Origin of the sequence: Streptomyces sp. TM32 (assembly GCF_004122755.1) — a bacterium.
Lineage (GTDB): Bacteria > Actinomycetota > Actinomycetes > Streptomycetales > Streptomycetaceae > Streptomyces > Streptomyces sioyaensis.
In genome coordinates this window covers 1-25,251 of the sequence record NZ_SDIG01000094.1, presented here as the reverse complement: position 1 = coordinate 25,251, position 25,251 = coordinate 1, and the positions used below count along the sequence as shown (strand labels likewise).

25 protein-coding genes and 1 pseudogene are annotated in these 25,251 nt (G+C 70.7%); 17 read left to right on the top strand and 9 right to left on the bottom strand.

Going from position 1 to position 25,251, the window contains the following annotated elements; all coding sequences use genetic code 11:
- Positions 1-156: 156 nt before the first annotated feature.
- The 8 genes from EST92_RS20320 (at position 157) to EST92_RS20285 (ending at position 7,073) form a co-directional block, all read left to right on the top strand.
- Positions 157-807 carry an HAD family hydrolase gene (locus EST92_RS20320; RefSeq protein WP_129282290.1) on the top strand — a complete coding sequence of 217 codons (651 nt, stop codon included), beginning with the start codon at positions 157-159 and terminating at the stop codon, positions 805-807.
- Positions 808-890: 83 nt separating this feature from the next.
- Complete coding sequence (locus EST92_RS20315; RefSeq protein ID WP_129282289.1) at positions 891-2,120, top strand: MFS transporter; 1,230 nt, start codon at positions 891-893, stop codon at positions 2,118-2,120.
- Positions 2,089-3,264 carry an acetoin utilization protein AcuC gene (locus EST92_RS20310; RefSeq protein ID WP_129282288.1) on the top strand — a complete coding sequence of 392 codons (1,176 nt, stop codon included), beginning with the start codon at positions 2,089-2,091 and terminating at the stop codon, positions 3,262-3,264. Before EST92_RS20315 ends, EST92_RS20310 begins: the two co-directional genes overlap by 32 nt.
- A gap of 182 nt (positions 3,265-3,446) precedes the next feature.
- The gene (locus EST92_RS20305; RefSeq protein WP_129282287.1) at positions 3,447-4,262 is read left to right on the top strand and encodes a phosphatase; all 816 of its coding nucleotides are present in this window, start codon (positions 3,447-3,449) and stop codon (positions 4,260-4,262) included.
- A 128-nt stretch (positions 4,263-4,390) separates the two neighbouring features.
- The gene (locus EST92_RS20300) at positions 4,391-4,600 is read left to right on the top strand and encodes a helix-turn-helix domain-containing protein (protein WP_154073984.1); all 210 of its coding nucleotides are present in this window, start codon (positions 4,391-4,393) and stop codon (positions 4,598-4,600) included.
- 119 nt (positions 4,601-4,719) lie between these two features.
- Positions 4,720-4,818: an AURKAIP1/COX24 domain-containing protein gene (locus EST92_RS20295; RefSeq protein ID WP_003948845.1), complete on the top strand. Its 99-nt coding sequence runs from the start codon at positions 4,720-4,722 to the stop codon at positions 4,816-4,818.
- 200 nt (positions 4,819-5,018) lie between these two features.
- Positions 5,019-6,065 (top strand): NAD-dependent epimerase/dehydratase family protein, encoded by a 1,047-nt coding sequence (locus tag EST92_RS20290; RefSeq protein ID WP_129282286.1) that lies wholly within the window; start codon positions 5,019-5,021, stop codon positions 6,063-6,065.
- 15 nt (positions 6,066-6,080) lie between these two features.
- A complete protein-coding gene (locus tag EST92_RS20285) occupies positions 6,081-7,073 on the top strand; it encodes a lysophospholipid acyltransferase family protein (protein ID WP_129282285.1) in 993 nt (330 codons plus the stop codon).
- A 45-nt stretch (positions 7,074-7,118) separates the two neighbouring features.
- On the opposite strand, the gene EST92_RS20280 is transcribed toward EST92_RS20285, so the two are convergent.
- The 4 genes from EST92_RS20280 to EST92_RS20265 all read right to left on the bottom strand — a co-directional run bounded on the left by EST92_RS20280 (position 7,119) and on the right by EST92_RS20265 (position 11,164).
- Entirely contained in the window at positions 7,119-8,321 is a 1,203-nt protein-coding gene (locus EST92_RS20280; RefSeq protein WP_129282284.1) for a DUF5667 domain-containing protein, read from the bottom strand.
- Positions 8,322-8,598: 277 nt separating this feature from the next.
- A complete protein-coding gene (locus EST92_RS20275) occupies positions 8,599-9,384 on the bottom strand; it encodes an ECF subfamily RNA polymerase sigma factor, BldN family (protein WP_129251071.1) in 786 nt (261 codons plus the stop codon).
- 330 nt (positions 9,385-9,714) lie between these two features.
- Positions 9,715-10,641: an HAD-IB family hydrolase gene (locus EST92_RS20270; RefSeq protein WP_129282292.1), complete on the bottom strand. Its 927-nt coding sequence runs from the start codon at positions 10,639-10,641 to the stop codon at positions 9,715-9,717.
- Between the two features lie 238 nt (positions 10,642-10,879).
- Complete coding sequence (locus tag EST92_RS20265; protein ID WP_006604747.1) at positions 10,880-11,164, bottom strand: glutaredoxin family protein; 285 nt, start codon at positions 11,162-11,164, stop codon at positions 10,880-10,882.
- Between the two features lie 413 nt (positions 11,165-11,577).
- On the opposite strand from EST92_RS20265, the gene EST92_RS20260 reads away from it, so the two are divergent.
- From EST92_RS20260 to EST92_RS20245, 4 genes are all read left to right on the top strand, one after another.
- A complete protein-coding gene (locus tag EST92_RS20260) occupies positions 11,578-12,351 on the top strand; it encodes a redox-sensing transcriptional repressor Rex (protein WP_129250870.1) in 774 nt (257 codons plus the stop codon).
- A 64-nt stretch (positions 12,352-12,415) separates the two neighbouring features.
- Complete coding sequence (locus EST92_RS20255) at positions 12,416-13,771, top strand: glutamyl-tRNA reductase (protein WP_129282283.1); 1,356 nt, start codon at positions 12,416-12,418, stop codon at positions 13,769-13,771.
- Entirely contained in the window at positions 13,768-14,784 is a 1,017-nt protein-coding gene (hemC, locus tag EST92_RS20250; protein WP_129282282.1) for a hydroxymethylbilane synthase, read from the top strand. Before EST92_RS20255 ends, hemC begins: the two co-directional genes overlap by 4 nt.
- Positions 14,781-16,430, top strand: coding sequence for a bifunctional uroporphyrinogen-III C-methyltransferase/uroporphyrinogen-III synthase (locus EST92_RS20245; protein ID WP_129282281.1), 1,650 nt, complete (start codon positions 14,781-14,783; stop codon positions 16,428-16,430). Before hemC ends, EST92_RS20245 begins: the two co-directional genes overlap by 4 nt.
- 64 nt (positions 16,431-16,494) lie before the next feature.
- Here the strand turns inward: EST92_RS20245 and EST92_RS20240 are convergent, their stop codons facing one another.
- Complete coding sequence (locus tag EST92_RS20240; RefSeq protein ID WP_129282280.1) at positions 16,495-16,755, bottom strand: DUF397 domain-containing protein; 261 nt, start codon at positions 16,753-16,755, stop codon at positions 16,495-16,497.
- Positions 16,752-17,564, bottom strand: coding sequence for a helix-turn-helix transcriptional regulator (locus EST92_RS20235; protein ID WP_129282279.1), 813 nt, complete (start codon positions 17,562-17,564; stop codon positions 16,752-16,754). Before EST92_RS20235 ends, EST92_RS20240 begins: the two co-directional genes overlap by 4 nt.
- Before the next feature lie 195 nt (positions 17,565-17,759).
- Here EST92_RS20235 and EST92_RS20230 point away from each other — a divergent pair, with 195 nt between their 5' ends.
- The 3 genes from EST92_RS20230 (at position 17,760) to EST92_RS20220 (ending at position 19,594) form a co-directional block, all read left to right on the top strand.
- A complete protein-coding gene (locus EST92_RS20230; protein WP_129282291.1) occupies positions 17,760-18,212 on the top strand; it encodes an ATP-binding protein in 453 nt (150 codons plus the stop codon).
- Between the two features lie 59 nt (positions 18,213-18,271).
- Positions 18,272-19,261 (top strand): porphobilinogen synthase, encoded by a 990-nt coding sequence (gene hemB, locus EST92_RS20225; protein WP_129282278.1) that lies wholly within the window; start codon positions 18,272-18,274, stop codon positions 19,259-19,261.
- A 150-nt stretch (positions 19,262-19,411) separates the two neighbouring features.
- Positions 19,412-19,594, top strand: coding sequence for a CsbD family protein (locus EST92_RS20220; RefSeq protein ID WP_129282277.1), 183 nt, complete (start codon positions 19,412-19,414; stop codon positions 19,592-19,594).
- Between the two features lie 99 nt (positions 19,595-19,693).
- On the opposite strand, the gene bla is transcribed toward EST92_RS20220, so the two are convergent.
- Together bla and argS are read right to left on the bottom strand one after the other, a co-directional pair.
- Entirely contained in the window at positions 19,694-20,656 is a 963-nt protein-coding gene (gene bla, locus EST92_RS20215; protein ID WP_129282276.1) for a class A beta-lactamase, read from the bottom strand.
- A 99-nt stretch (positions 20,657-20,755) separates the two neighbouring features.
- On the bottom strand, positions 20,756-22,519 hold the full coding sequence (gene argS, locus EST92_RS20210; protein WP_129282275.1) for an arginine--tRNA ligase: 1,764 nt from the start codon (positions 22,517-22,519) through the stop codon (positions 20,756-20,758).
- A gap of 175 nt (positions 22,520-22,694) precedes the next feature.
- Between argS and lysS the strand changes: the two genes are divergently transcribed.
- Positions 22,695-24,419 carry a lysine--tRNA ligase gene (lysS, locus tag EST92_RS20205; RefSeq protein ID WP_129282274.1) on the top strand — a complete coding sequence of 575 codons (1,725 nt, stop codon included), beginning with the start codon at positions 22,695-22,697 and terminating at the stop codon, positions 24,417-24,419.
- Positions 24,420-24,541: 122 nt separating this feature from the next.
- Positions 24,542-24,763, top strand: coding sequence for a hypothetical protein (locus EST92_RS20200; RefSeq protein WP_129282273.1), 222 nt, complete (start codon positions 24,542-24,544; stop codon positions 24,761-24,763).
- Between the two features lie 55 nt (positions 24,764-24,818).
- Here the strand turns inward: EST92_RS20200 and EST92_RS20195 are convergent.
- Positions 24,819-25,251, bottom strand: a pseudogene (locus EST92_RS20195) (hypothetical protein); the annotation flags it as partial.

Here is a 25,251-nt window from a genome sequence, read left to right as displayed (position 1 = left end):
GGGGGACCCTGTGGGAGAGTAGGACGCCGCCGAACAATCATTGTGGGAAAGCCCCGCACCGTATGGTGCGGGGCTTTCCTGCGTTCCGGAACAGAATGTGCGCCCTGGGCCCTGCGATCGGCATGCGGGGGCGGGGATTGTGTCTAAGGTCGGGTCATGCGATACGACCTGGTCATTTTCGACAACGACGGTGTGCTCGTCGACAGCGAATCCCTCTCCAACACCATCCTGGCCGGGTATCTCACCGAACTCGGGCATCCCACGTCGTACGAGGAATCGATACGCGACTTCATGGGGTCGGCGATGCACCGTATCCATGAGCTCGTCCTGGAGCGTACGGGCCGGCGGCTGCCCGAGGACTTCGACGACGTTTTCCACGGCCGGGTCTTCGAGGCGTTCGAGCGGGAGCTGCAGCCGGTGGCCGGGGTGACCGAGGTGTTGGAGAAGCTGGACGCGGACGGCGTTCCGTATTGTGTCGGGTCCTCCGGCAGCCATGAGCGGATCGGCGTGGGGCACCGGAAGACGGGCCTGGACCGGTGGTTCCCGGCGGGGCGTGTCTTCAGCGCGCAGGACGTGGGGCGGGGGAAGCCGGCGCCGGATCTGTTTCTGCATGCGGCCCGGGAAATGGGCGTGGCGCCGGAGCGGTGTGCGGTGGTCGAGGACAGCCCGCTGGGGGTGCAGGCAGCGGTCGCCGCGGGGATGGACGTCTACGGGTTCACCGCGATGACGTCGGCGGAGAAGCTGACGGAGGCCGGAAGCACCGTGCTGTTCGGCCAGATGGCGGAGCTTCCGGAGCTGTTGCGGTAGGCGTGCCGGCCGGCAGCCGGCCGTCGAATTGGTGCGGTGATCCATCTACCCAGTGGTAGGGGCGAGTTCTAGGCTGAGCGGCCATGACGGCCCCTCGGGTACCAGAAGCGCAGCTGCGGCACGGCCGGATCTCGCTCGCCCTCAGCTTCTTCATCCAGGGCGCGGTCTTTGCCCTCCTTGTGACCCGCATTCCCGCGATCCAGGACCGGTACGGGATATCGGATGCGCTGCTGCCGGCCTTCCTGGCGGCGGTGCCCGTCTTGGCGGGGGCCGGGAGCGTCGTCACGGAGCAGCTGGTGAAGCGGGTGTCGGCCGGTCGGGTGCTGCGGTGTGTGCAGCCCGTGGTGTGCCTGGCGCTGCTGGGTGTCGGGTCGGTCGGCACGACGGCTCAGGTGGCGGTGGCGCTGGCGGTGTTCGGGCTGTCGGTGGGGGCCCTTGACGCCTCGATGAACATGCTCGGGGTGAGCCTCCAGCGGGCGTACGGGCGCAGCATCATGCTCGGGTTCCACGCCGCGTACAGCCTGGGCGGCATCGTCGGGGCCTCGCTGGCCTGGGCGGGGGCGCACTGGCAGCTCTCGCTGGCGCTGTTGTACGGGCCGGTGGTGGCGGTGCTGCTGCCGCTGGCTCTGCTCGTGGGCCGGTGGTTCGTGGACCGGGAGCAGCCGGCAGCGGGGGAGGGGGCCGGGGCGGCCGCCGTCCCGCTGGCGATGCGGCTGCTGTTGCCGCTGTGCCTGGTGATGGCCATTGCGTACATCGGTGACTCGACGGTCTCCAACTGGAGCGCCAAATATCTGCAGGACGTCCTGGGGAGCTCGGAGCAGCTCGCCACCGTCCCGTACAACGTCTATATGGTCACCACGCTGTTCGGGCGGGTGGTGGGGGACCTGGGGGTGCGCCGGTTCGGGGCGGTCGCGGTGGTGCGGTGCGGGACGGTGGTCGCGGCGGGCGGTTTCGCGGTGGTGGCCGCGGCGCCCGAGCCGTGGGCCGGGATGGCGGGCTTCACCCTGTTGGGGCTGGGGCTGTGTGTGATCGTGCCGCAGACGTTCGCCGCGGCCGGGCGGTACGCGTTCGAGAATCACGGTCCGGGGGCCTCGGACACGGCCATCGCGCGGCTGAATATTTTCAACTATGTGGGCTTTTTGATCGGCTCTCCGCTGGTGGGCGCCCTCGGCGATGCCTGGAGCTATCGGGGGGCGATGCTCGTACCGATGGCCCTGGTACTGGTGACGTTGGTGTATGCCCGTTCGTTCGGGGCGCCGAAGGCCCGATACGGTGACGGACATGAGCGGCCGCGCACAGCTGATGTGGGATGAGGCAGTAACGGGCTACGACTTCGGGTCCGGGCATCCGATGGACCCGGTCCGGCTCGCGCTGACCATGCGTTTGGTGGAGGCGTTCGAGCTCGACCGGGGGCCGCTGGAGGTGGTCGCGGCCAAGCCGGCCGGGGACTCCACCCTGCGGCTGGTGCATCGTGAGGACTACATCGCGGCGGTCCGCCGGGCCTCGGCGGACCCCGCGGCCGCGGACCTCTCGTACGGGCTGGGCACGGCTGACGATCCGGCGTTCGCCGGGATGCACGAGGCGTCCGCGCTGATCGCCGGGCAGTCGGTCGGCGCGGCGGAGGCCGTCTGGCGCGGGGACGCGGCGCATGCGGTGAACTTCGCCGGCGGGCTGCACCATGGGATGCCGGGCGGCGCGTCCGGATTCTGCATCTACAACGACGCCTCGCTGGCGATCGCCCGACTGCTGGAGCTGGGGGCCGAACGGGTCGCGTACGTGGACGTCGACGTCCACCACGGCGACGGGGTGCAGGCGACGTTCTGGGAGGACCCGCGGGTCCTGACGATCTCGCTGCACGAGCATCCGCGGACGCTCTTCCCGCAGACCGGCTGGCCGGAGGAGACCGGCGGGGAGGGCGCGGAGGGCACCGCGGCGAATGTGGCGCTGCCGGCCGGGACCGGCGACGAGGGCTGGCTGCGGGCCTTCCACGCGGTGGTGCCGGAGCTGTTGGGGGCCTTCCGGCCGCAGGTGATCGTGACCCAGCACGGCGCCGACACCCACTTCGAGGACCCGCTGGCACATCTGGCGGTGAGTCTGGACGCCCAGCGCGCGGTGGCCGAGGCCTGCCATGACCTGGCGCACCAGTATGCGGACGGCCGGTGGGTCGCGCTCGGCGGGGGCGGCTATGCAGTGGTGGACGTGGTGCCGCGCAGTTGGACGCATCTGGCGGCGATCGCGGCGGGCCGGCCGATCGACCCGACCTCGATGGTGCCGGAGGACTGGCGTCACGAAGTTTTCCGCAGGACGCGGCAGTTGGCCCCGCAGCGGATGACGGACGGGCGTACGCCGCAGTGGCGGGACTTCGTCGACGGCGGCTACGACCCGGCCGACCGGCTGGACCAGGCGGTGCTGGCCACCCGTCGCGCGGTGTTTCCGTCCCACGGGCTGCTGCCGTAGGGCGGGGCTGCAGCGCACCCCTGACACCCCGTCATGCCGGGCCTGGGGGTGCGCGGGCTCGCGCCTCCTGGGCCGGCGTCCCCGCGCCTCGTACGGCGGTATCCGATGCCGGGCCCCTCGGATGTGTGACTACCCGTCAGTCAGGGCACCCGTAGGCCGACCAACCGGACAGTATGGGTCGCGTGTTGGCTACCGGTGCGCTGCGGGCGCATCTGATCGAGGCGCGGCTCGCGGGGACGATCGCGACCCTGCGGGAGAAGAGTCTGGCGCGCTACCGGCTCTTCGCGGCACGTGATCCGCGGGTGCTGCTGGGGCTGGATCCCGAACGGGACTGGCCGCTGGGTGAAGTCCTGCGACTGATGGGGCAGAAGTGCGGGGTTTCGGTCGATCCCGCGCACACTTCCGGCCCGGATGTGGTCGACCCCGACCGCACGATCGCGGCGCTGGACCGGTTCGCCGACCGGCTGGCGGAGGCGGCGGCCCGGCGGGTCCCGGTGCTGCTCGGCACCGGCCATCCACACCGGCTGCTGGGGTTCTACGCCGCCCTCGCAGACGCTCTCTCGTCGGCGGGCTGCCCCGTTCTCACCTCGGCGTATGGCGACCGTGTCGACATAGCGACCCGGTTCGGCGTACGTACCTGCACACTCGACTACGTACGAGGAGTCGCGCTGATGCGAGAAGCAGGCGTGCGGGGCGCGCCCGCGGTGGGGGGCGTGCACACCCACTCGCCGCTCCCCGTACGGACCGTGCTTGCGGCCGCGGCGGACGCTTCGGGGCCGCTGCCGGGGCTGGTGATCGGGGACCACGGCTGGGTCTGCGGGGCAGGTCAGCTGGGTTTTGAGGCGATCGGGCTGGCCGACACGGACGACCCGGCGCTGTTCGTCGGCCAGGCGGAGGGACGGGTCCGCGAGGTGGTTCCGCTCGACGACGCCGCGCGGCCGGCGTCCTATCGGCCACTGGCGCGATATGTACTCAATCGGGCGAGTTTGTCACGATAGGCGGCTGTTCGCTGCTCCTCTTCCCCACTCGCATCACCCGCCCCTAATCTGGGGAGTGAGCGCATGGCGACGAAGAGTCACCGGAGGGGAAGCCGGTGTCCGTCTTATGCGGAAGGTGCAGGTGTGGCATGGCTGCAGAGCAGAGGCCTCTGAACGAGGTTGTGTTCCTGACCGTGGCGGAAGTCGCCACGGTGATGCGGGTGTCCAAGATGACCGTGTACCGCCTGGTGCACAGCGGTCATCTGCCCGCGATTCGCGTGGGGAGGTCTTTCCGGGTTCCGGAGCAGGCGGTTCACGACTATCTCCGGGAGTCCTTTGTGGGGGTGGAATCGGCCTGACGGGACCTTTGCCGACCCTCGGATTACGCCGTTCGCCCGGCGCCGGGTAGGCTGGCCCGATGTAGGTAGTGTGGGCTCGGACGCCCCGCACCGAGTATTCGAAGTGAGCGAGGGTAGTCGTGGGCTCTGTTATCAAGAAGCGGCGCAAGCGGATGGCGAAGAAGAAGCACCGCAAGCTGCTCAAGCGCACCCGTGTTCAGCGTCGTAACAAGAAGTAAGCGACGCTGATCGCGAATTCGCAGCCCCCCATCGCCTTGGTGCGATCGGGGGCTGCGGTGCGTTGTGGGCCGTATGGACGGTGGTCGGACGGAAATGTCGTCGCGGGCATCCCGTGGTCATCACCGCGCAACACCGACCCGATAGCGTGGTCCGCACAGCTCGGCTAGGCGGAAGTCGCGGCGGGAAGGAAGGCCTGATCTTGGGAAAGGTCGTGCTCGTCACCGGAGTCGCACGGCAGCTGGGCGGGCGGTTCGTACGCCGCATCCAGCGTGATCCTGATGTCGACCGGGTGATCGGGGTCGACGCCGTGCCACCGGAACACCATCTGGGCGGCGCGGAATTCCTCAAGGCCGATATCCGGCATCCGGCCATTGCCAGGGTCCTGGCCGAGACGGGCGTCGACACCGTCATCCATATGGACATCAACGGCACGCCGTTGGGCAAGCGCGGCGGTCGCGCCTCGGTGAAGGAAACCAATGTCATCGGGACGATGCAGCTCCTCGGCGCCTGCCAGAAGGCCCCGAATGTGCAGCGGCTCGTCATCAAGTCCAGCACCAGCGTCTATGGCTCCGCGCCCCGGGACCCGGCCGTCTTCACCGAGACCACCACGCCGAAGTCGCTGCCCAGTGGTGGCTTCGCCAAGGACGTCGTCGAGGTCGAGGGATATGTCCGCGGCTTCGCGCGGCGCCGTCCCGACGTGGCGGTGTGTGTCCTGCGCTTCGCCAATATCCTCGGGCCGTGCGCGGATTCCCCGCTCGCCGAGTACTTCTCGCTGCCGGTGTGGCCCACCGTCCTCGGCTACGACCCGCGGCTCCAGTTCGTCCACGAGGACGACGCCATCGAGGTGCTGCGGATCGCCGCCGCCGCACCGCGCCGCGGCACCCTCAACAGCGGCACGTTCAATATCGCCGGAGACGGCGTATTGCTGCTGTCGCAGACCTCCCGGCGGCTGGGGCGGCCCACCGTCCCGCTGCTCCTGCCGACGGTGACCTGGGCCGGTACGGCGCTGCGGTCCATCGGCATCACGGACTTCTCGCCGGAGCAGATCCGGCTGCTCACGCACGGCAGGGTCGTCGAGACGACGCAGATGCGCGAGACACTGGGATTCCGTCCGAAGTACACGACGGCGGAGACCTTCGCGGAATTCGCCCGCAGTCGCGGACCCGGGCTGCTGCCGCCCGAGTCCCTCGCCCGCACCGTCGACCGGCTCGCCGGCGTGCTCCCCGCACGCGGCGGCAGCCAGTGAAGGAGTTCACCCACCATGGCGGACGCCAAGGTCATTCCCTTCGGCGAGGAGCCCCGGGCGCGCAGGAAGGCCAGGAGGGCCGGGCGCACGGGACGCGGTACGGCGCTGGCGCCCGTACCGGAGGCACGCACCGAGCACCCGCCGGCGGCACCCCCGCCGTCGCGGCCGCGGACCCTGGACGAGCGGATCGCGGGCGGGCTGGCCTTCCTGCGCCGGCGGATCACCGGGGACTACGAGGTCGATGACTTCGGGTACGACGAGGAGCTGACCGACCAGGTCCTGATGTCGCTGCTGCGGCCCTTCTACGAGAAGTACTTCCGGGTCGAGGTGAAGGGCGTGGAGAACATCCCGTCCGACGGCGGTGCGCTGATCGTCGCCAACCACTCCGGGACGTTGCCGCTCGACGGTCTGATGCTCCAGGTCGCGGTGCACGACAACCACCCGGCACAGCGTCATCTGCGGCTGCTGGCGGCCGATTTGGTGTTCGTCCTGCCGGTGATAAACGAGCTGGCGCGCAAGGCCGGGCACACCCTCGCCTGTGCGGAGGACGCCCAGCGGCTGCTGGAGCGCGGCGAGATCGTCGGGGTGATGCCGGAGGGCTTCAAGGGCATCGGCAAGCCCTTCTCGGACCGCTACAAGCTGCAGCGCTTCGGGCGGGGCGGGTTCGTCTCGACGGCGCTGAAGGCCGGGGTGCCGATCGTGCCGTGCTCGATCGTGGGCGCGGAGGAGATCTACCCGATGATCGGGAACGCCAAGACGCTGGCGCGGGTGTTCGGGCTGCCGTATTTCCCGATCACGCCGACGTTCCCCTGGCTGGGGCCGCTGGGGGCGATGCCGCTGCCGACGAAATGGACGATCCAGTTCGGCGAGCCGATCCCGACGGTCGGCTATCCGCCGGAGGCGGCGGACGATCCGATGCTGATGTTCAACCTGACCGATCAGGTGCGGGAAACGATTCAGCACACCCTCTACAAGCTGCTGGTGCAGCGACGCTCGGTGTTCTTCTGAGGCGGAAGCCGGAAGAACACCGAGCGCGGGGCACGGAGCGTTTCGCTACTTCGGGAGATCCTCGCCGTCGATGCCCAGTCCGGGAAGCAGCCCCGGGATCAGCGGCGGGAGGGTGACGTCGGGCTGGCTGCCGCCGTCCGTGCCGTGGTGGCCGCGGTGCGGGGACGGGCTGCCGCTCTTGGACGGCGGGTCGAGCAGTCCGCCCGTATTGCCGCCGAGCAGACCGTCGTCCTGGGACGGTGAGGCCGACGGGCGGGGGGCGTGCGCGCCACCGGAGTGCCTGCCGGAGGAGGTCTTGCTGCCGGAGGGTGCCGGGTGGCCGGCGGAGCCGGAGCCCCTGCCCGCGGAGCCGGGCGTGTTGCGGTGGTGGTGCTTGCCGGCCGGGGTGGGCGGCAGCAGCGAGCGGAGCGGACCGACCTCTTGGTCTATGGCGTCGAAGACCGAGCTGACCTTGTCGCGGACGTCCGTCAGCTGCACCGGGAGCTTGTCGCGCAGCTGTGACCAGGTGGCGCGGTGCGATCTGGTGAAGGAGTTCAGCGCCTGGATGGGGTCGAGCGAGCCGTCGCGCTCATAGGCCTGGTGCAGCAGGCGGTGGCCCTCGCCCGCGTCATGGGTGACACCGGCGAGCGCCTTGCGGATCTCGCCGAGCGACTCGTGGTCGAGGTCCGCGAGCCGGGCGCGCTCCATCAGACGGCGGACCTCCATCATGCGGGTGGAGGCCTGGTCGAGATAGAGCCGGCCGCGGGCGGAGTCGTCGTCGGCCATGCCGAGCTTGAGGTCCTCCATGCCGCGCTTGAGGCCGTAGAGGGAGTCGCCGGGGAGGGCGTCGGAGCTGGCCGCGGCGACGCCGGTGAACGCCCCGGCGGCGACGCCGACCGTCAGCCCGCCCGCTGCCAGCCCCTTGGAGAGGCGGGAGCGCGGGCGCAGCCGGCCCATCGATTTCGTGGCGCGGTGCGCGCCCTTGTGTTCGCGCTGCTCGGGCACCCTGGCACCGTCGGACGGGGCGCCTTCGGCGAAGGCGGCCTCCATCGCGGCGATGAGCTGGGCGCGCTGGACAGTCTTGACCTCGGCGGCCATCTCCGGCCTCGGGAGTTTCCCGAGGCCGTCGGCGACCGCCAACAGCCGTGCTTCGCCCGGCGCTTGCGCCGGTTCGACCTGGTCCTCGGCCGCCGTGCCCTCGAGGACCTGCTCCTCCAGGGTCTGGGCGAAGGCGTTGGCCCGCCGGTGCACCGAGACATTCGCGATCACGGGCGGCACCTCCTCTCGTCATCCCGCTCGACTCCCCGGACTGGCTTTGACTGTCCAGACGGACCGGACGGTTGCACGCAGCTGTCCGCTACCACTCGATCGAGTGAGAGGCAGCGGGCATGGCGTGACCGCATGGAGCCTGCATTCCGCACAACGAGCGGCGCGGCACTCGGGTTACGCACTCACGATGATCTGACCGACCGGTTATGGAAGATCACCAAGCGTAGGCGGAACACGGCGTGGGGCGGGGCGTCGATATCTGTGGACAGGGGGTCGGTCAGCGGGCGTCTTCGGGGAGCAGCCGCGCCAGGGTGCGGACGGCGCGGTACTGGAGGGTCTTGATCGCGCCCTCGTTCTTGCCCATGACACGGGCGGTCTCGGCGACCGAGAGGCCCTGCAGAAAGCGCAGCGTGACGCACTCCTGCTGCTGGGGGTTGAGCTTACGAACCGCCTCCAACAGGGCGGCGTTGGAGAGGGATTCGAGGACGGAGTCCTCGGGGCTGCGCTCGACCTCGTTGGCGTCGAGCATCTCTCCGGTGGTGACTTCCAGGCGGAAGCGGGAGGACTTGAAGTGGTCGGCGACCAGATTGCGGGCGATGGTCACCAGCCAGGCGCCGAAATCGCGGCCCTGCCAGGTGAACGTGCCGATGCGGCGCAGGGCGCGCAGAAAGGTCTCGCTGGTGAGGTCCTCGGCCGTGGCCCGGCCGCCCACGCGGTAGTAGATGTAGCGGTAGACCGTGTCGGCGTACTGGTCGTAGAGGCGGCCGAAGGCTTCGGCCTCGCCGGCCTGGGCCCGTTCGACGAGGTCCATCATGCGACGGCTGTCGCTGTCGGCGGGGCGACGGGCGGTGGTCGTGCCGGCGCCCGAGCGGCGGGTTCTGCCGGCGGCCTTGCCGACCGCAGCACTCCCGTCGGCCAGGGCGTAGCAGGGGCCGGCGGCGGGGACGGCTGAGGCGAATGCGGGGACGGCGTACGCGGTGGGGACGAAACTGCGCAGGTGTTCGACGAGTGTCGTGCGCAGCGTAGCCAGGCCCGAGGCGTCAACCCCGACGTGTGGGTACACGGGACTCCCAGAGGCAGAGCTTCCATCACGTGCAGTGCGGGACCGTTCACTCGTCGTAGGGACGTGTGGGTTCCGGATTGCGTCTGAGGAGAATAACGCTTCGTACAGGCAGCGCTACACCCAGTTGCTCAAATCATCGATTACTTACGGTCCGTGCCGGGTTGGTTGCAGGTCGAGTATCGATTACTGAGCAACTATTGATCGGAAGGGAACGCAATCTGCCTGGTTGGAGGGCGTGTTGTGGCTAACCGGCAGCAATGTGACTGAGCGGGCGGCGGAGGGGGTAGAGACAGGGGATGGCTCGCCGTGTCGCTCGGTGATCAGGCCTGGTCAGCGGCGGCGGCGCTGGAGCGCGACGGCGGCCGCGGCGCCGCCCGCGAGGGCGCCCACGCCGGCCGCGGCGGGGATGCCGATCTTGGCCGCTTTCCGGCCGGTCCGGTAGTCGCGCAGCCGCCAGCCCTGCTCTCGGGCATGCTTGCGCAGGCGGCTGTCCGGGTTGATCGCGTAGGGGTGGCCCACGAGCGACAGCATCGGGATGTCGTTGGCGGAGTCGCTGTAGGCGGCGCAGTGCGAGAGGTCCAGGCCCTCGGCGGCCGCCAGCGCGCGGACCGCCTCGGCCTTGGCCGGGCCGTGCAGCGGCTCGCCGACCAGCTTGCCCGTGTAGACGCCCCCCACGGACTCGGCGACGGTGCCCAGCGCGCCGGTCAGGCCGAGCCGGCGGGCGATGATCGTCGCGGTCTCCACGGGGGCCGCGGTCACCAGCCAGACCTTCTGGCCCGCGTCGAGATGGGCCTGGGCCAGGGCACGGGTGCCCGGCCAGACCCGCTCGGCCATGTACTCGTCGTAGATCTCCTCGCCGATCGACATCAATTCGGCGACGCGATGGCCCTGGACGATGGACAGGGCGCTGTTGCGGACGTCCGCCATGTGCTCGGGGTTCTCCGAGCCGGCGAGCCGGAAGTAGATCTGCTGCCAGGCGAAGCGGGCCAGGTCGCGCTTGTGGAAGAAGTGCCGCTTGTACAGGCCGCGGCCGAAGTGGAAGAGCGCGGCGCCCTGCATGACGGTGTTGTCGAGGTCGAAGAAGGCGGCGGCGGCCGTGTCGCCGACTACCGGGAACTCGGGCTCCGTCGGGGTCTCCTCGACGGGCGGCGCTTCCTGGGTGGACTTGCGGGCGGCCTCGGCCGCGGCCTCCCCGGCCAGCACGCTGGCGGCCGTGGCGGGGCGCCGTCGGCGGGTGAACCAGCCCAGGGGCAGCAGACCCCCGGTGGGCGTCCAGCGGGGGCGGCGGGCGGACGGGACGAGGGGCGTCCCGTGGGGACTCCTGCCGGGGCGGTGGTCGGGAGACGGGAGAGCCATGGCGACAGCGTAGCCAGTTTGTTCGGTGCAGCCGGTTACGGGCGCGTGTCAGGACGGCCGGCGGCGGTGGACGGTTGCGTTACGGCCATGCTGGAGCGTCCGCGGCGGCGGCTCCGCCGACGGGCGGCGCGGGCGTCGCTCAGGCGCCCAGTGCGGTGCGCAGGCGCTTGGGGTCGACGCGCCAGAAGTCGTGCTGGGCGCCGTCGACGAGGATGACCGGAATCTGCTCCCAGTACTTGCGGTGCAGCTCGGGGTCCTCGGTGATGTCCTTCTTCTCCCAGGACGCGCCGGTCTCGGCGCAGACCTTCTCGATCACGGCCTGGGCGTCGTCGCAGAGATGGCAGCCCGGCTTGCCGACGAGGGTGACCATCCGGTCGGCGGGGCTCTTGCGGGGGCTGCGGCTGAACGGGCTGAACGGGGCCATGGAGTCATTGTGCCGGGTCGCGGCGGGGCCGGGGTACGCCCTGTGGACAACGCCGGGCCCGCCGGGACCGGGTGCCCCGGCTCCGGCCGTGCGGGGTTTTCCGGCGTGCCCCCGGCGGGTCGGGGTCGCTTACCATCGATGGGCGATTTGTAGATTTCCGGGGGTACGGCGGTGAGGAGTGAGGGCGCGTGCTCCCCTCGGTGCTGCCTGGTGAGACGGGCGGTGCGAGCCAACGCCGGGACGTGGAAGTTGGTTCCACGGAGGCCGGTAAACGCCGCGTGACACCCATCACTTTGGCCGGGCAAATCGGACACCATCTTTGTGCACGCGTTCACAAAGACATAGCCTGCAGAAGACAGGGCGGTCGGGTTCCAGACGGTCGCCCGCAGCCCCGCTCTACCCGCAGGAGCACCGTGGCAACTGGCCGAACTCACCGACCGGCGACCCGAAGCCGAGGCATTCCCGAGGCCACCGTCGCCCGTCTCCCGCTGTATCTGCGCGCCCTGACCGCGCTCTCCGAGCGTTCGGTACCCACGGTCTCCTCCGAGGAACTCGCGGCCGCGGCGGGGGTCAATTCCGCCAAGCTGCGCAAGGACTTCTCCTACCTCGGCTCGTACGGGACCCGCGGCGTCGGCTACGACGTGGAGTACCTCGTCTACCAGATCTCGCGCGAGCTGGGGCTGACCCAGGACTGGCCGGTTGTGATCGTCGGTATCGGTAACCTCGGCGCCGCGCTCGCCAACTACGGCGGCTTCGCCTCGCGTGGCTTCCGCGTCGCCGCGCTGATCGACGCCGACCCGGCCATGGCCGGCAAGCCCGTCGCGGGCATCGGGGTCCAGCACACCGACGAGCTGGAGCACATCATCGAGAGCAACGGCGTCTCGATCGGTGTCATCGCCACGCCGGCCGGCGCTGCGCAGCAGGTCTGTGACCGCCTGGTCGCCGCCGGTGTCACCTCGATCCTCAACTTCGCGCCGACCGTGCTGACCGTCCCCGACGGGGTGGACGTGCGCAAGGTCGACCTGTCGATAGAACTGCAGATCCTCGCCTTCCACGAGCAGCGCAAGGCAGGTGAGGAGGCCGGGCCCGACGGTGGCGCCCCGGTTGCCGCCACCCGTGCCGCCGCGGCCGTCGCGGGCGAGGGCAAGGGACCTGACGGGGACGTACCCGCCGTGATGCCGGCATGAGCGAGCGCATCATCGAAAGGTGCGTCACAGACGAACGCTGTGCCTCGCGAAGCGAGGTGCACGCATGAGTCTGCTGGTCGTCGGGCTGAGCCATCGCAGCGCGCCGGTGAGCGTGCTGGAGCGGGCCGCGCTCGCCCCGGAGTCGCGCGGCAAGCTGCTGCAGGACGCGGTGTCGGCCGAGCCGGTCACCGAGGCCGCGGTGCTCTCCACCTGCAACCGCATCGAGGCCTACGCGGACGTGGACAAGTTCCACGGCGGTGTCGCCGAGCTGTCCAACCTCCTGGCCCGGCACAGCGGCGCCGGTCTGGAGGAGCTGACCCCTTATCTCTACGTCCACTACGAGGACCGTGCCGTCCACCACCTCTTCTCGGTGGCCTGCGGCCTGGACTCGATGGTCGTCGGCGAGGGGCAGATCCTCGGGCAGATCAAGGACGCGCTGGCCGTCGCCCAGGAGCTGCACACCGCGGGCCGGCTGCTGAACGACCTGTTCCAGCAGGCCCTGCGGGTCGGCAAGCGCGCCCACAGCGAGACCGGCATCGACAAGGCCGGCCAGTCGCTGGTCACCTTCGGGCTGGAGCAGCTCGCGGCCGGCCGGGACGTCGAGGGCTGGGCGCACGGCAAGCGGGCGCTGGTCATCGGCGCCGGCTCGATGTCGTCGCTGGCCGCCACCACCCTCGTCCGGGCCGGTGTCGGTGAGCTGGCCGTCGCCAACCGCACCGTCGAGCGGGCCGAGCGGCTCGTCCAGCTGCTCACCGAGCCGGGCGGACCCGGCGCGGCCACCGGGCTCGCCGCCCGCGCGGTGGCGATGACCTCGGTGGCGCAGGAGCTGGCACTCGCCGACATCGTGGTGTCCTGTACCGGCGCGACCGGCCTGGTCCTCGCCTCGGAGATGGTCGCGGCCGCGCGCGAGGGGAACACGGCGCCGCTGGCGCTGCTCGACCTCGCGATGCCGCGGGACATAGACGCCGCGGTGCACCGGATCGAGGGCGCGCACCTCGTCGACATCGAATCGCTGGCCGACGCGTCCGCGGACGCGCCGATGGCGGCCGACGTGGACAAGGTGCGCGGCATCGTCTCCGACGAGGTCGCCGCGTTCGGCGCGGCCCAGCGGGCCGCGCACATCACCCCCACCGTGGTCGCCCTGCGCACCATGGCCTCGGACGTCGTCAGCAGCGAGATCGCCCGGCTCGACGGCCGCCTTCCCGACCTGGACGACAAGCAGCGCGCCGAGATCACCCAGACCGTGCGCCGGGTCGTCGACAAGCTGCTGCACGCGCCCACCGTGCGGGTCAAGCAGCTCGCCAGCGAGCCCGGCGGCGCCGGGTACGCGGACGCACTGCGGGAACTGTTCGACCTCGACCCCGAGACGGTCGCCGCCGTCAGCCGGGCCGACACGCGTGATGCACGGGAGCGGGCATGAACGACAGCACCACCAGAGCGCTGCGGCTGGGTACCCGCCGCAGCAAGCTCGCCATGGCCCAGTCCGGGCAGGTCGCCGAGGCGGTGCGCGCACTGACCGGCCGCCCCGTCGAGCTGGTGGAGATCACCACCTACGGCGACACCTCCCGGGAGCACCTCGCGCAGATCGGCGGCACCGGCGTGTTCGTCTCCGCGCTGCGCGACGCGCTGCTCAGCGGTGAGATCGACTTCGCCGTCCACTCGCTCAAGGACCTGCCCACCACCCAGCCCGACGACCTGACGCTGGCGGCCGTACCCGTACGGGAAGACCCCCGCGACGCGCTGATCGCCAGGGACGGCCTGACGTTCGAACAGCTGCCCGACGGCGCCCGGGTGGGGACCGGTTCCCCCCGGCGGATGGCGCAGCTCAACGCCTGGGCCAGGTCGCTGGGCCGGAGTGTGGAGGCCGTGCCGATACGCGGGAACATCGACACCCGCATCGGCTTCGTCGAGAAGGGCGAGCTGGACGCGGTCGTGCTGGCCGCCGCCGGACTCACCCGTATCGGCCGGATCGACGAGGCGACGCAGCTGCTGTCGCCCGACGTGGTTTTGCCCGCCCCCGGCCAGGGGGCACTGGCGATCGAGTGCGCTGCGGTCAACGCAGACCTCGTCGCACAGCTCGCCGAGCTCGACGACCCGGACACCCGGGCCGCCGTGACCGCCGAGCGCTCCCTGCTCGCCGCCCTGGAGGCCGGCTGCTCCGCACCCGTCGGGGCACTGGCCGACCTTTCCCCGAGCTCTCGACCTCGGTCGGGCAGGGGAGGCCCCAAGGCCGATGAGCAGGCTGTCACCGAATTGCACCTGCGTGGTGTCGTCGGCACGACCGACGGCAGCACGCTGGTGCACTTGTCCACCACCGGGCACGTACCCGCCTCTCCCGACGACGTGTCGACCCCGCTCACGCTGGGCCGTGAACTCGCCGCCGAGATGCTCGCAAAGGGTGCGGCCGGTCTTATGGGGGAGCGAGCACTTTGAACCCCACCGCCCCAAACCACTCCGCCTCCGGTCAGGTCACCTTCCTGGGTGCCGGGCCGGGAGACCCGGGCCTGCTGACGCTGCGTGCCGTCGAGGCGCTGGCCTCCGCGGACGTCTTGATCGCCGACCCGCAAGTGCTGGACGTCGTGCGCGTGCATGCCCGCGCACAGGTCGACACACCGCTGCAGGCGTCAGCTGACGAGGCGTCAATCCCTGCGGACGTACCGGCGCTTCGCGACACCGCCAATCTTGTCATGGCAGCGGCCCGTGCGGGCAAGCGGGTCGTACGTGCCGTCACCGGGGACCCCGGCCTGGACGGTTACGTCGCCGAGGAGATGCTGGCCTGCGCCGCGGAGGGCATCGTCTTCGAGGTGGTGCCCGGCATCGCCGCGGCCGTCGGCGTGCCCGCGTACGCCGGGGTGCCGCTGCGGGACGCCCACGGCACCGACGTGCGGTTCATCGACGCCCGCACCGCCGACGAGCGCTGCTGGACCGAGGTCGGTGCCAGCGACGCCACCGCCGTGGTCTCCACCAGCCTCGACTCGGTGGCCGCGGCCGCCGGTGAGCTGGTGTCCGCCGGCCGCAAGCCGGACACCCCGCTGACCGTCACGGTCGCCGGCACCACCACCCGTCAGCGCACCTGGACCGCCACCCTCGGGTCGATCGCCCAGGTGCTGAAGGCGGCGAAGGTGTTGCCGTCGGCGAACGGCGGCCAGCCGGTCATAGCCGTGGTCGGTGAGCGCAGTGCCGCGGCCCAGCGCGACCGGCTGTCGTGGTTCGAGTCCAAGCCGCTGTTCGGCTGGCGGGTGCTTGTACCGCGCACCAAGGAGCAGGCCGCTTCGCTCTCCGACCAGCTTGTTTCGTACGGCGCGGTGTCGCATGAGGTCCCGACCATCGCCGTCGAACCGCCGCGCACCCCGCAGCAGATGGAGCGCGCGGTCAAGGGCCTGGTCACCGGCCGCTACGAGTGGATCGCCTTCACCTCGGTCAACGCCGTCAAGGCCGTCCGGGAGAAGTTCGAGGAGTACGGCCTGGACGCCCGGGCCTTCGCCGGGATCAAGGTCGCCGCGGTCGGCGAGCAGACCGCCAAGGCGCTGGTCGCCTTCGGTGTGAAGCCCGACCTGGTGCCGAGCGGCGAGCAGTCCGCCGCCGGGCTGCTGGAGGACTGGCCGCCCTACGACCCGGTCTTCGACCCGATCGACCGCGTCTTCCTGCCGCGTGCCGACATCGCCACCGAGACCCTGGTCGCCGGGCTGATCGAGCTGGGCTGGGAGGTCGACGACGTCACCGCCTACCGGACCGTGCGCGCCTCGCCGCCGCCGGCCGAGACGCGGGAGGCCATCAAGGGCGGTGGCTTCGATGCCGTCCTCTTCACCTCGTCGAGCACTGTGCGGAACCTCGTCGGTATCGCGGGCAAGCCGCACAACGTGACGGTGATCGCCTGTATCGGCCCGGCCACCGCCAAGACGGCCGAGGAGCACGGCCTGCGGGTGGACGTCATGTCGCCCGAGCCGTCGGTGCACAAGCTGGCCGAGGCGCTCGCGGACTTCGGCGCGGCGCGCCGCGCTGCCGCGATCGAGGCCGGGGACCCGGTGACCCGCCCGAGCGAGCGGCGGCCGGGGTCGCGTCGGCGGGCTCGTAGCTGAGCGGACGGCAGTAGGCAGTAGTGGGAACGGCTGAAGGGCGCCTCTTTCGGGGCGCCCTTCAGCGTTACCGCTTGGCGGCGTACGGCAGGAAGTCGGCCCAGGTGGTGGGGGTGAAGGTGAGGCGGGGGCCGTCGGGGTTCTTGGAGTCGCGGATGAGGATGGTGTCGGAGGCGGTCGCGACCTCGACGCACTCGCCCCCCTCGTCGCTGCTGTAGCTGCTCTTGCGCCAGGCCACCTCGACGCATTCCGGCCCGTCGCCGGAGCTGTAACTGCTCTTTATCCATGCCAGGGCGGAGCCGTTCCCGCCGGAGGGCTTGAGGGTCATGTCTCTCCCCGCACTTTCTCGATGAAGGCAAGCGACTCCCGTGGAGTGAGCGCCTGCGCCCGGATCATGCCATAGCGCACTTCGAGGATCTGGAGCTCTTTGGGATTGAAGATCATCCGGCTGACGAGCTGGCTCTCGTTGTGCCCGACGGTGGAGCCATCCTTCAGCCTGAGCAGCTGGAACGGCCCTTCAAGCCCCGCATTCTCTTCGCGGCTCAGGGGCAGCACCTGGATCGACACATTCGACAACTGCCCGACCTCCAACAACCGTTCGAGCTGCCTGCGCAGAATCATTGTGCCCCCGGTGCACCGCCGTAACGTCGCCTCGCACTGTACGAAGCTCAGGACCGGCAGCCCTGTCGCCGTGCTGACGATCCCCTGGCGGTCCAGGCGACCGGCCACGCGCCGCTCGACCTCGTTCTCTGGGAAGGGCGGTTGTCGGTTTCCGATGACCGCCCGCGCGTACTCGTCCGTCTGCAACAACCCATGAATTACCGAGTTGTTGTACGCACACAGCTCGACCGACTCCGCCTCCAGCTTCTTCAAGTCCCGGACTTTCTTCGGGTACCTGATCCCGGCCACGTCCGTTTTCAGTGCCGCGAGTTTGCCGCCCGCACCCGTGACCTCGTCCGCCCGGTCCAGGAACTCCGGGCGGGGGATCCGGCGGCCGCGTTCCACCGAGGAGACCGTCTCCTCCCCGTAACCGATCGCCGCGCCCAATTCCGCCTGGGTGAGGCCGGCCGCCTCCCGCCACAGCTTCACCTGCCGTGCCACGGCTTTCATCACCGCACCGGCCTCGTCGTCGTCCATTCCTGCGTCCCAGTCATCCACGTCTGCCGCCGCCCCTCCGCCGAGCCGTACGCGTCCAACTCCGGTCGCCCGTACCCCGTCACCCCGTACGGCCCGGACAGAGCAGGACCGCAGCCGGACAGTCACCGTGAGCACGGGTGTCAGCCCTTCTCAGGCTAGATACGCGCGACCACGCTGTGTGACGTGAATCAGCGAATCGCAACCAGCAATTCCGTCACCGCGCTCGCCGCGGGCCCCGCCCCGGCGCTCCGGTTCTCCGTACCGCTCTCCGCCACCCGGCGCGGAGCACGGCTGGCACGGCTCCTGGCCACCGAGCAACTGCGCTCGTGGGGGCTGCCGTTCGACCCTTCTCTGTTGCTCGTCGCCGAGCTGGCGGCGAATGCGGTGCTGCACGGCCGGGTCGCCGGGCGGTGCTTTCGTCTCGGTCTCGTCGTCACCTCGCCCGCCACGCTCCGTATCGAAGTGACGGACACCCGCGGTGACCGGCTGCCCGCCCGTCTGCCGGGTGACGGTGGCTCCCTGGCCGAGTCCGGGCGTGGCCTGTTGCTCGTCGCGGAGTTGGCGGACCGGTGGGGCGTCGAGGAGGGGCCGGTGCCGTGCAAGACCGTATGGGCGGAGCTGGACCTCGGACCGGCCGCTGAGGGCTGAGGTCCGCTCCGACGACACGTCGGCAAAGGCAGGGGCAAAGCGGGCGTAGCGTGGGCGGTATGACGAAGTACGGAAGCTTCCCCGGCGCGCGGCCCCGGCGGCTGCGTACCACCCCCGCGATGCGGCGGATGGTGGCCGAACACCGGCTGCACCCCGCCGACCTGATCCTGCCCGCGTTCGTGCGGGAGGGGATCAGCGAGCCGGTGCCGATCTCCGCCATGCCGGGCGTCGTCCAGCACACCCGCGACACGCTGCGGAAGGCCGCTGTGGAGGCGGTCGAGGCCGGGGTCGCCGGGATCATGCTGTTCGGGGTGCCCGAGGACGCCCACAAGGACGCCGTCGGCACGGCGGGCACCGATCCGGACGGCATCCTTCAGGTCGCCATCCGCGACGTGCGGGCCGAGGTCGGCGACGACCTCGTGATCATGTCGGATCTGTGCCTGGACGAGTACACCGATCATGGCCACTGCGGCGTCCTGGATGCGGAGGGTCGGGTCGACAACGACGCGACACTGGAGCGCTACGCCGAGATGGCGCAGGTGCAGGCCGACGCGGGCGTCCATGCCGTGGGGCCCAGCGGGATGATGGACGGCCAGGTCGGTGTGATCAGGGACGCCCTGGACCAGACCGGGCACGAGGACGTGTCGATCCTCGCCTACACCGCGAAGTACTCCTCCGCCTTTTACGGGCCGTTCCGCGAGGCCGTCGGCTCCTCGCTCAAGGGCGACCGGAAGACGTACCAGCAGGACCCGGCCAACCTCCGTGAATCGCTGCGCGAGCTGGCGCTGGACCTCGACGAGGGCGCCGACATGGTGATGGTCAAGCCGGCGCTGCCGTACCTCGACGTGCTCGCGAAGATCGCGGACTCGGTGGACGTGCCCGTCGCCGCATACCAGATCTCCGGTGAGTACGCGATGATCGAGGCGGCCGCCGAGAAGGGCTGGATCGACCGCGACAAGGCGATCCTGGAGGCGCTGACCGGCATCAAGCGGGCCGGCGCGAACATGATCCTGACGTATTGGGCGACGGAGGTCGCGCGGGGCCTGTGAGACGCCCGGCGCGCTGCTCGCCACTGCTCTGCTCCCGTCCCCGGACTCCGGGGGCGGGAGCTTTGTCGTAACTGCCACGTTTTGACCGTCGCCTGCCGGGCACGGACCGGTTGTCAAGGAAGAACCCGACCGACCGAGGAGCGGGTAACCATGACCGCCAAGCGCAAGATGCAGGCCAAGGGCGCGCAGGTCATCGGCGCCATGAAGGAAGTCGTCGGCCGGGCCACGCACAACCGCAAGCTCCAGGCCGAGGGGAAGGCCGAGAAGGCCGCCGGGCACGGGCTGGGCGGGAGCGAGAAGGCCAAGGACGCGGTGCGGAAGCACATGCCCTGACCCATGCCCTGACCCATGCCCTGACGCGCCCCGGCCGGCCCGGCTGCGGCGGATCCGGTTGTTCCGGCTGCCCCCGTTGTTCCGGCGGACCCCCGTGGCTCAGCCCGTCACGGCCCGCGCGAGGACCCTCGTCACGCCCGCGACCAGCGGATCGTCGGAGGGGTCGGCCTGCTGTGCCGTGCCCGTCAGCACGGCCAGCACGAGCGGGGTGCCGTCCGGGGTCCAGGCCACCCCCACGTCGTTGCCGGTGCCGTACGAGCCGGTGCCTGTCTTGTCGGCGAGGGCCCAGTCCTTGGGCAGTGCGGCGCGGAAGCGTTCCGTGTTGGTTTCGTTGGCCTTCATCCATGCCGTCAGCCGGCCCCGGTCGGAGGGCGTGAGGGCGTCGCCCAGGAGCAGCCGGGCGTAGGTACGGGCGATGGCGGCGGGGGTGGTGGTGTCCGTCGTCCGGCCGGGCTCGGCCGAGTTCAGTTCCGGCTCCCAGCGGTCGAGGCGGGTGGTGCGGTCGCCGAGGGAGCGGGCGAAGTCGGTGACGGCGGTGGGGCCGCCGAGGGCGCGCAGCAGGAGGTTGGCGGCCGTGTTGTCGCTGCGCTGGAGGGCGGCGGCGCACAGCTCGGCGATCGTCATGCCGGTGACGGTGTGCTGGCTGGTGACGGGGGAGTTGGGCACGACGTCGGCGGCGGTGTAGTGGACGCGGCGGGCCAGGGTCTCCCCGTTGTGGTCGAGATCGCGCAACACCGCCCCGACGGCGAGGGTCTTGAAGACCGAGCAGAGCGGGACGCGGGTGTCGGCACGGTAGGCGACCGTGGCGCCGGTGCGGGTGTTGTGGGCGAAGGCGCCCACCCGCGCCCGGTGCGCCCGCTCCAGACGGCGCAGGGCCGCATGGGCGCCCTCGGTGGCGGACGACGGTCCCTTCGCGGCGGCCGGTCCCTTCGCGGAGGTCGGTTCCGTCGCGGCGGCCGGCGCCGTGGAACCCGCCAGCAGACCGGCCGTCAACAGGCCGGCCCCCGCGCCGAGTAGGGTCCGCCGGGTCGGTACGTCGGTCGTCGCGCTGCTCTCGTACATCGCTGGTCCTTGCCCCTCCATGGAGATGAAACGGAGCGGCCCCGTACAACAGCTGCGCTGTACGGGGCCGTTCCGGTCGGAGCCTAAGCGACGCCAGGCTCAGAGGCGTTCGGGAGTACGGATTCCGAGCAGGGCCATGCCCTGGTGGAGGGTGCGGGCGGTCAGGTCGCAGAGGAACAGCCGATTCGCGACCTGGTCCGGGCCGCCCTCGGCCTTCAGGACCGGGCACTGGTCGTAGAAGGTCGTGAACAGCGAGGCGAGGCCGTAGAGGTACGCGGCGAGCTTGTGCGGCTCGTACGACGCGGCGGCCTCGGCGACGGTCTCGCCGAACTGGTCGAGGTGCAGGCCCAGCGCCCGCTCGGCCGGGGCGAGCGGCAGCTCGGGGTGCGCCGCGGGGGCCGCGTCACCGGCCTTGCGGAAGATCGACCGGATCCGGGCGTAGGCGTACTGGAGGTACACCGAGGTGTCGCCGTTGAGCGAGACCATCTGGTCCAGGTCGAACTTGTAGTCCCGGCTCGGCGACGTCGACAGGTCCGCGTACTTCACCGCGCCGATGCCGACCTGCGCGCCGTTCTCGGTGATCTCCTGCTCGGTCAGACCGACCGCCGCGCCCTTCTCGCGCACCACCGTCGTCGCCCGCTCGGCCGCCTCGTCGAGCAGGTCCTCCAGGCGCACGGTCTCGCCCGCACGGGTCTTGAACGGCTTGCCGTCCGCACCGAGGACCGTGCCGTAGCCCATGTTGTGCGCGGTGGTCTCGTCGGTCAGCCAGCCCGCCCGGCGGGCGGTCTCGAAGACCATCCGGAAGTGCAGCGACTGGCGGACGTCGACGACGTACAGGAGCGTCGTCGCCTTCAGGTCGAAGACGCGGTTGCGGATCGCGGAGAGGTCGGAGGCCGCGTAACCGAAGCCGCCGTCCGCCTTCTGCACGATCAGCGGCACCGGCTGGTCGTCCTTGCCGCGGATCTCGTCGAAGAAGACCACCAGCGCGCCCTCGGAGCGGACGGCGACGCCCGACTCCTCCAGCAGCCGCGCCGTCTCGGCCATCATGCCGTTGTACGCGGACTCGCCGACGATCTCGTCGTCGCGGATCTCCATGTCCAGCTTCTCGAAGACCGAGTAGAAGTAGACCTTCGACTCGTCCACGAACCGCTGCCACAGGTCAATGGTCTCCGCGTCGCCGGACTGGAGCGCCACGACCCGCTTCCGGGCCCGCTCCTTGAACTGCTCGTCGGAGTCGAAGACGGCGCGCGAGGCCTTGTAGACGCGGTTGAGGTTGCTCATCGCCTGCTCGCCGTCGACGTCGGCCGCCGGGGCCAGCTCGCCGGGGTTCTCGATCAGGTACTGGATGAGCATGCCGAACTGGGTGCCCCAGTCGCCGATGTGGTGCCGGCCGATCGTCTGCTCACCGGTGAAGTCCAGCATGTGGCGCAGGGCGTCGCCGATGACCGCCGAGCGCAGGTGCCCGACGTGCATCTCCTTGGCGACGTTCGGCTGGGCGTAGTCGATGACCGTGACGCCGGGGTTCTCCTTCAGCGGGACGCCGAGCCGGTCGTCGGCGGCGCGCGCGGCCAGCGTCTCGGTGATCGCCCGGTCGGTGAGCGTGATGTTCAGGAAGCCGGGGCCGGAGACCTCGACCTCCTTGAGGAGGTCGTTCTCGCCGATCTCCGCGACGACCTTGGTCGCCAGCTCCCGGGGGTTGCCCTTGAGCTGCTTGGCCAGCGCCAGCATGCCGTTGGCCTGGAAGTCCGCCCGGTCGCTACGTCGCAGCAGCGGGTCGGCGGCGCCGGCCTCCGGCAGGGCTGCCGAGAGGGCGTCCGCGACGCGCTGGTGGACCGAAGCTGCGAGGGAAGTGACCGAGGCCATGGAGAGGTGCTCTCTTCCAGAAGGGAGGTGTCGTCGGAGGGGAAAGGGTTTGCCAATGAGTATCCCACGGCACTACCACTGATTTTCCGTCTGGGACAATGGGCACCGTCAGGCTTTTGCGCGTCTGCGCGCAGGACGGCGCAACGAGGATCATCAGGAAGAGGAAGGGCCGATCGTGGCTCAGCAGAGCACCGAGACCGACTGGGTCTCCAGGTTCGCGGACGAGGTCATTGCCGAGGCGGAGCGCCGCGCCCCCGGCAAACCAGTCGTCTGCGCCTCGGGCCTGAGTCCGTCCGGCCCGATCCACCTCGGCAACCTCCGCGAGGTCATGACCCCGCATCTCGTCGCCGACGAGATCCGCCGCCGCGGCCACGAGGTCCGTCACCTCATCTCCTGGGACGACTACGACCGCTACCGCAAGGTCCCGGCCGGCGTCCCGGGTGTCGACGAATCCTGGGCCCAGCACATCGGCAAGCCGCTGACCTCGGTGCCGGCCCCGGCCGGCTCGGCGTACCCGAACTGGGCGGAGCACTTCAAGGCCGCCATGAGCGAGGCGCTCGCCGAGCTGGGCGTGGAGTACGACGGCATCAGCCAGACCGCGCAGTACACCTCCGGCGTCTACCGCGAGCAGATCCTGCACGCGATGAAGCACCGCGCGGACATCGACGCGATTCTCGGCCAGTACCGCACGAAGAAGGCACCGGCGAAGAAGTCGCAGAAGCCCGTGGACGAGGCCGAGCTGGAGGCCGCCGAGGGCTCGGGCGCGGCCAGCGAGGACGACGGCAGCGGCGGCTCGACCGGCTACTTCCCGTACAAGCCCTACTGCGGGCAGTGCGAGAAGGACCTCACGACGGTCACCTCGTACGACGACGAGACCACCGAGCTGGCCTACACCTGCACGGAGTGCGGCTTCGGCGAGACGGTCCGGCTGAGCGAGTTCGACCGCGGCAAGCTGGTCTGGAAGGTCGACTGGCCGATGCGGTGGGCCTACGAGGGCGTGATCTTCGAGCCGTCCGGTGTCGACCACTCCTCGCCCGGCTCGTCCTTCGTCGTCGGCGGCCAGATCGTCCGGCAGATCTTCGACGGCGCGCAGCCCATCGGCCCCATGTACGCCTTCGTCGGCATCAGTGGCATGGCCAAGATGTCCTCGTCGCGCGGCGGGGTGCCGACACCGGGCGACGCGCTGAAGATCATGGAGGCGCCGCTGCTGCGCTGGCTGTATGCGCGCCGCCGGCCCAACCAGTCCTTCAAGATCGCCTTCGACCAGGAGATCCAGCGGCTCTACGACGAGTGGGACAAGCTGGAGTCCAAGGTCGCGGACGGCACCGCCCTGCCGGCCGACGCCGCCGCGCACTCCCGCGCGGCCCGTACCGCCGCCGGTGAGCTGCCGCGCACCCCGCGCCCGCTGCCGTACCGCACGCTCGCCTCGGTCGCGGACATCACCGCCGGCCATGACGAGCAGACGCTGCGGATCCTCGGCGAGCTGGACCCGGCCAACCCCGTCACGTCCCTGGACGAGACCCGCCCGCGGCTCGACAAGGCCGAGCACTGGATCAACACCCAGGTCCCGGCCGAGCAGCGCACCATCGTCCGCGACGAGCCCGACGAGGAGGCGCTCGCCACCCTCGACGAGCAGGCCCGCGGCTCGCTGCGGCTGCTGCTGGACGGTCTCGACACGCACTGGTCGCTGGACGGGCTGACCACGCTGGTCTACGGCGTGCCGAAGGTCCAGGCGGGCCTGGAGCCGGACGCCAAGCCGACGCCGGAGCTGAAGGTCGCCCAGCGCGCCTTCTTCGCCCTGCTCTACCACCTCCTGGTCGGGCGGGACACCGGGCCGCGGCTGCCCACCCTGCTGCTGGCCGTCGGCGCCGACCGGGTGCGCAAGCTGCTCGGCGGATGACGTCCCCGGTGGGCCGTTGCCGGTGAGTCGTAGACACTCGGGCGGGGGTACGACTCACCGGTGAGAATGGGGTCGGTCCCAGGGAGGAGGAATCCCGGGGCCGGCTCCTGCACGCTGAAGCCATGAGGGGATTCTTAGGCTTCATCATCATGATTCAGGGCGCGATGGGCTTCATCGGGCAGGCGTTCTCCGACGGTGCCTGGGGGGTGCTGCCGCACTTCGTCGACCTTCCGGCGGTCGCCTACCTCGGCGTTTTCGCGGCCGGTGCGGCGCTGACCGGCTGGGGCGAGGCGGCCCGGAAGCGGAAGCAGAATCAGCAGCAGGCGGGGCCGGGGGCCTCGTAGCGCCTGTCGGGGGCAGGCGGCCGGGTGTCCCGTAGGGCCTGCCGGGGGGCAGGCCCTACGGGATGTGTTCGGTCTCCATCTCCGTGCGTAGCCGCAGCTGGAAGTCGCGGATGAACCCGCGGAGGTAGCCCTCGCTCAGCGGCCCGCCGTCCCGGCCGGTGGCCCCGTAGGAGTGCAGCAGGAAGCGGCCGAACTGCCGGGTGTCGGGGAAGGCGTTCTTCTCCGCCACGTACGTCCGGTACGCCGAGTAGTAGGCCTCCTCGCGCGGGACGTCGTCGGGCAGCGCCGAGAGGATGGGCAACTCCTCGGGTTCCGGGGGGAGTTCGGGTTCAGGGGCCGGTTCGGGAACCGTTTCAGCGGCAGGTTGAGGGGCCGGTGTGGGGGTGTGGCCGCGCTGCTCGGGGAACGGCGTCGGGCCGCCCGCACTGCCGAGCGGGCGGCTTCGGCCGGGGCCGACGGGGACGGTCAACTGGGGCGCGGCTGGCGGG

Excerpts from the sequence above, each read along its gene's own strand:
- EST92_RS20235 (WP_129282279.1), bottom strand. The coding sequence starts at position 17,564 with ATGGACGACGACGAGGCCGGTGCGGTGATGAAAGCCGTGGCACGGCAG.
- EST92_RS20240 (WP_129282280.1), bottom strand. The coding sequence starts at position 16,755 with ATGACCCTCAAGCCCTCCGGCGGGAACGGCTCCGCCCTGGCATGGATA.
- EST92_RS20285 (WP_129282285.1), top strand. The coding sequence starts at position 6,081 with ATGGCGGACGCCAAGGTCATTCCCTTCGGCGAGGAGCCCCGGGCGCGC.
- EST92_RS20265 (WP_006604747.1), bottom strand. The coding sequence starts at position 11,164 with ATGGCCCCGTTCAGCCCGTTCAGCCGCAGCCCCCGCAAGAGCCCCGCC.
- EST92_RS20200 (WP_129282273.1), top strand. The coding sequence starts at position 24,542 with ATGAGGGGATTCTTAGGCTTCATCATCATGATTCAGGGCGCGATGGGC.
- EST92_RS20315 (WP_129282289.1), top strand. The coding sequence starts at position 891 with ATGACGGCCCCTCGGGTACCAGAAGCGCAGCTGCGGCACGGCCGGATC.
- EST92_RS20255 (WP_129282283.1), top strand. The coding sequence starts at position 12,416 with ATGAGTCTGCTGGTCGTCGGGCTGAGCCATCGCAGCGCGCCGGTGAGC.
- EST92_RS20310 (WP_129282288.1), top strand. The coding sequence starts at position 2,089 with ATGAGCGGCCGCGCACAGCTGATGTGGGATGAGGCAGTAACGGGCTAC.
- hemC (WP_129282282.1), top strand. The coding sequence starts at position 13,768 with ATGAACGACAGCACCACCAGAGCGCTGCGGCTGGGTACCCGCCGCAGC.
- hemB (WP_129282278.1), top strand. The coding sequence starts at position 18,272 with ATGACGAAGTACGGAAGCTTCCCCGGCGCGCGGCCCCGGCGGCTGCGT.
- argS (WP_129282275.1), bottom strand. The coding sequence starts at position 22,519 with ATGGCCTCGGTCACTTCCCTCGCAGCTTCGGTCCACCAGCGCGTCGCG.
- bla (WP_129282276.1), bottom strand. The coding sequence starts at position 20,656 with ATGTACGAGAGCAGCGCGACGACCGACGTACCGACCCGGCGGACCCTA.
- EST92_RS20300 (WP_154073984.1), top strand. The coding sequence starts at position 4,391 with ATGGCTGCAGAGCAGAGGCCTCTGAACGAGGTTGTGTTCCTGACCGTG.
- EST92_RS20220 (WP_129282277.1), top strand. The coding sequence starts at position 19,412 with ATGACCGCCAAGCGCAAGATGCAGGCCAAGGGCGCGCAGGTCATCGGC.
- EST92_RS20320 (WP_129282290.1), top strand. The coding sequence starts at position 157 with ATGCGATACGACCTGGTCATTTTCGACAACGACGGTGTGCTCGTCGAC.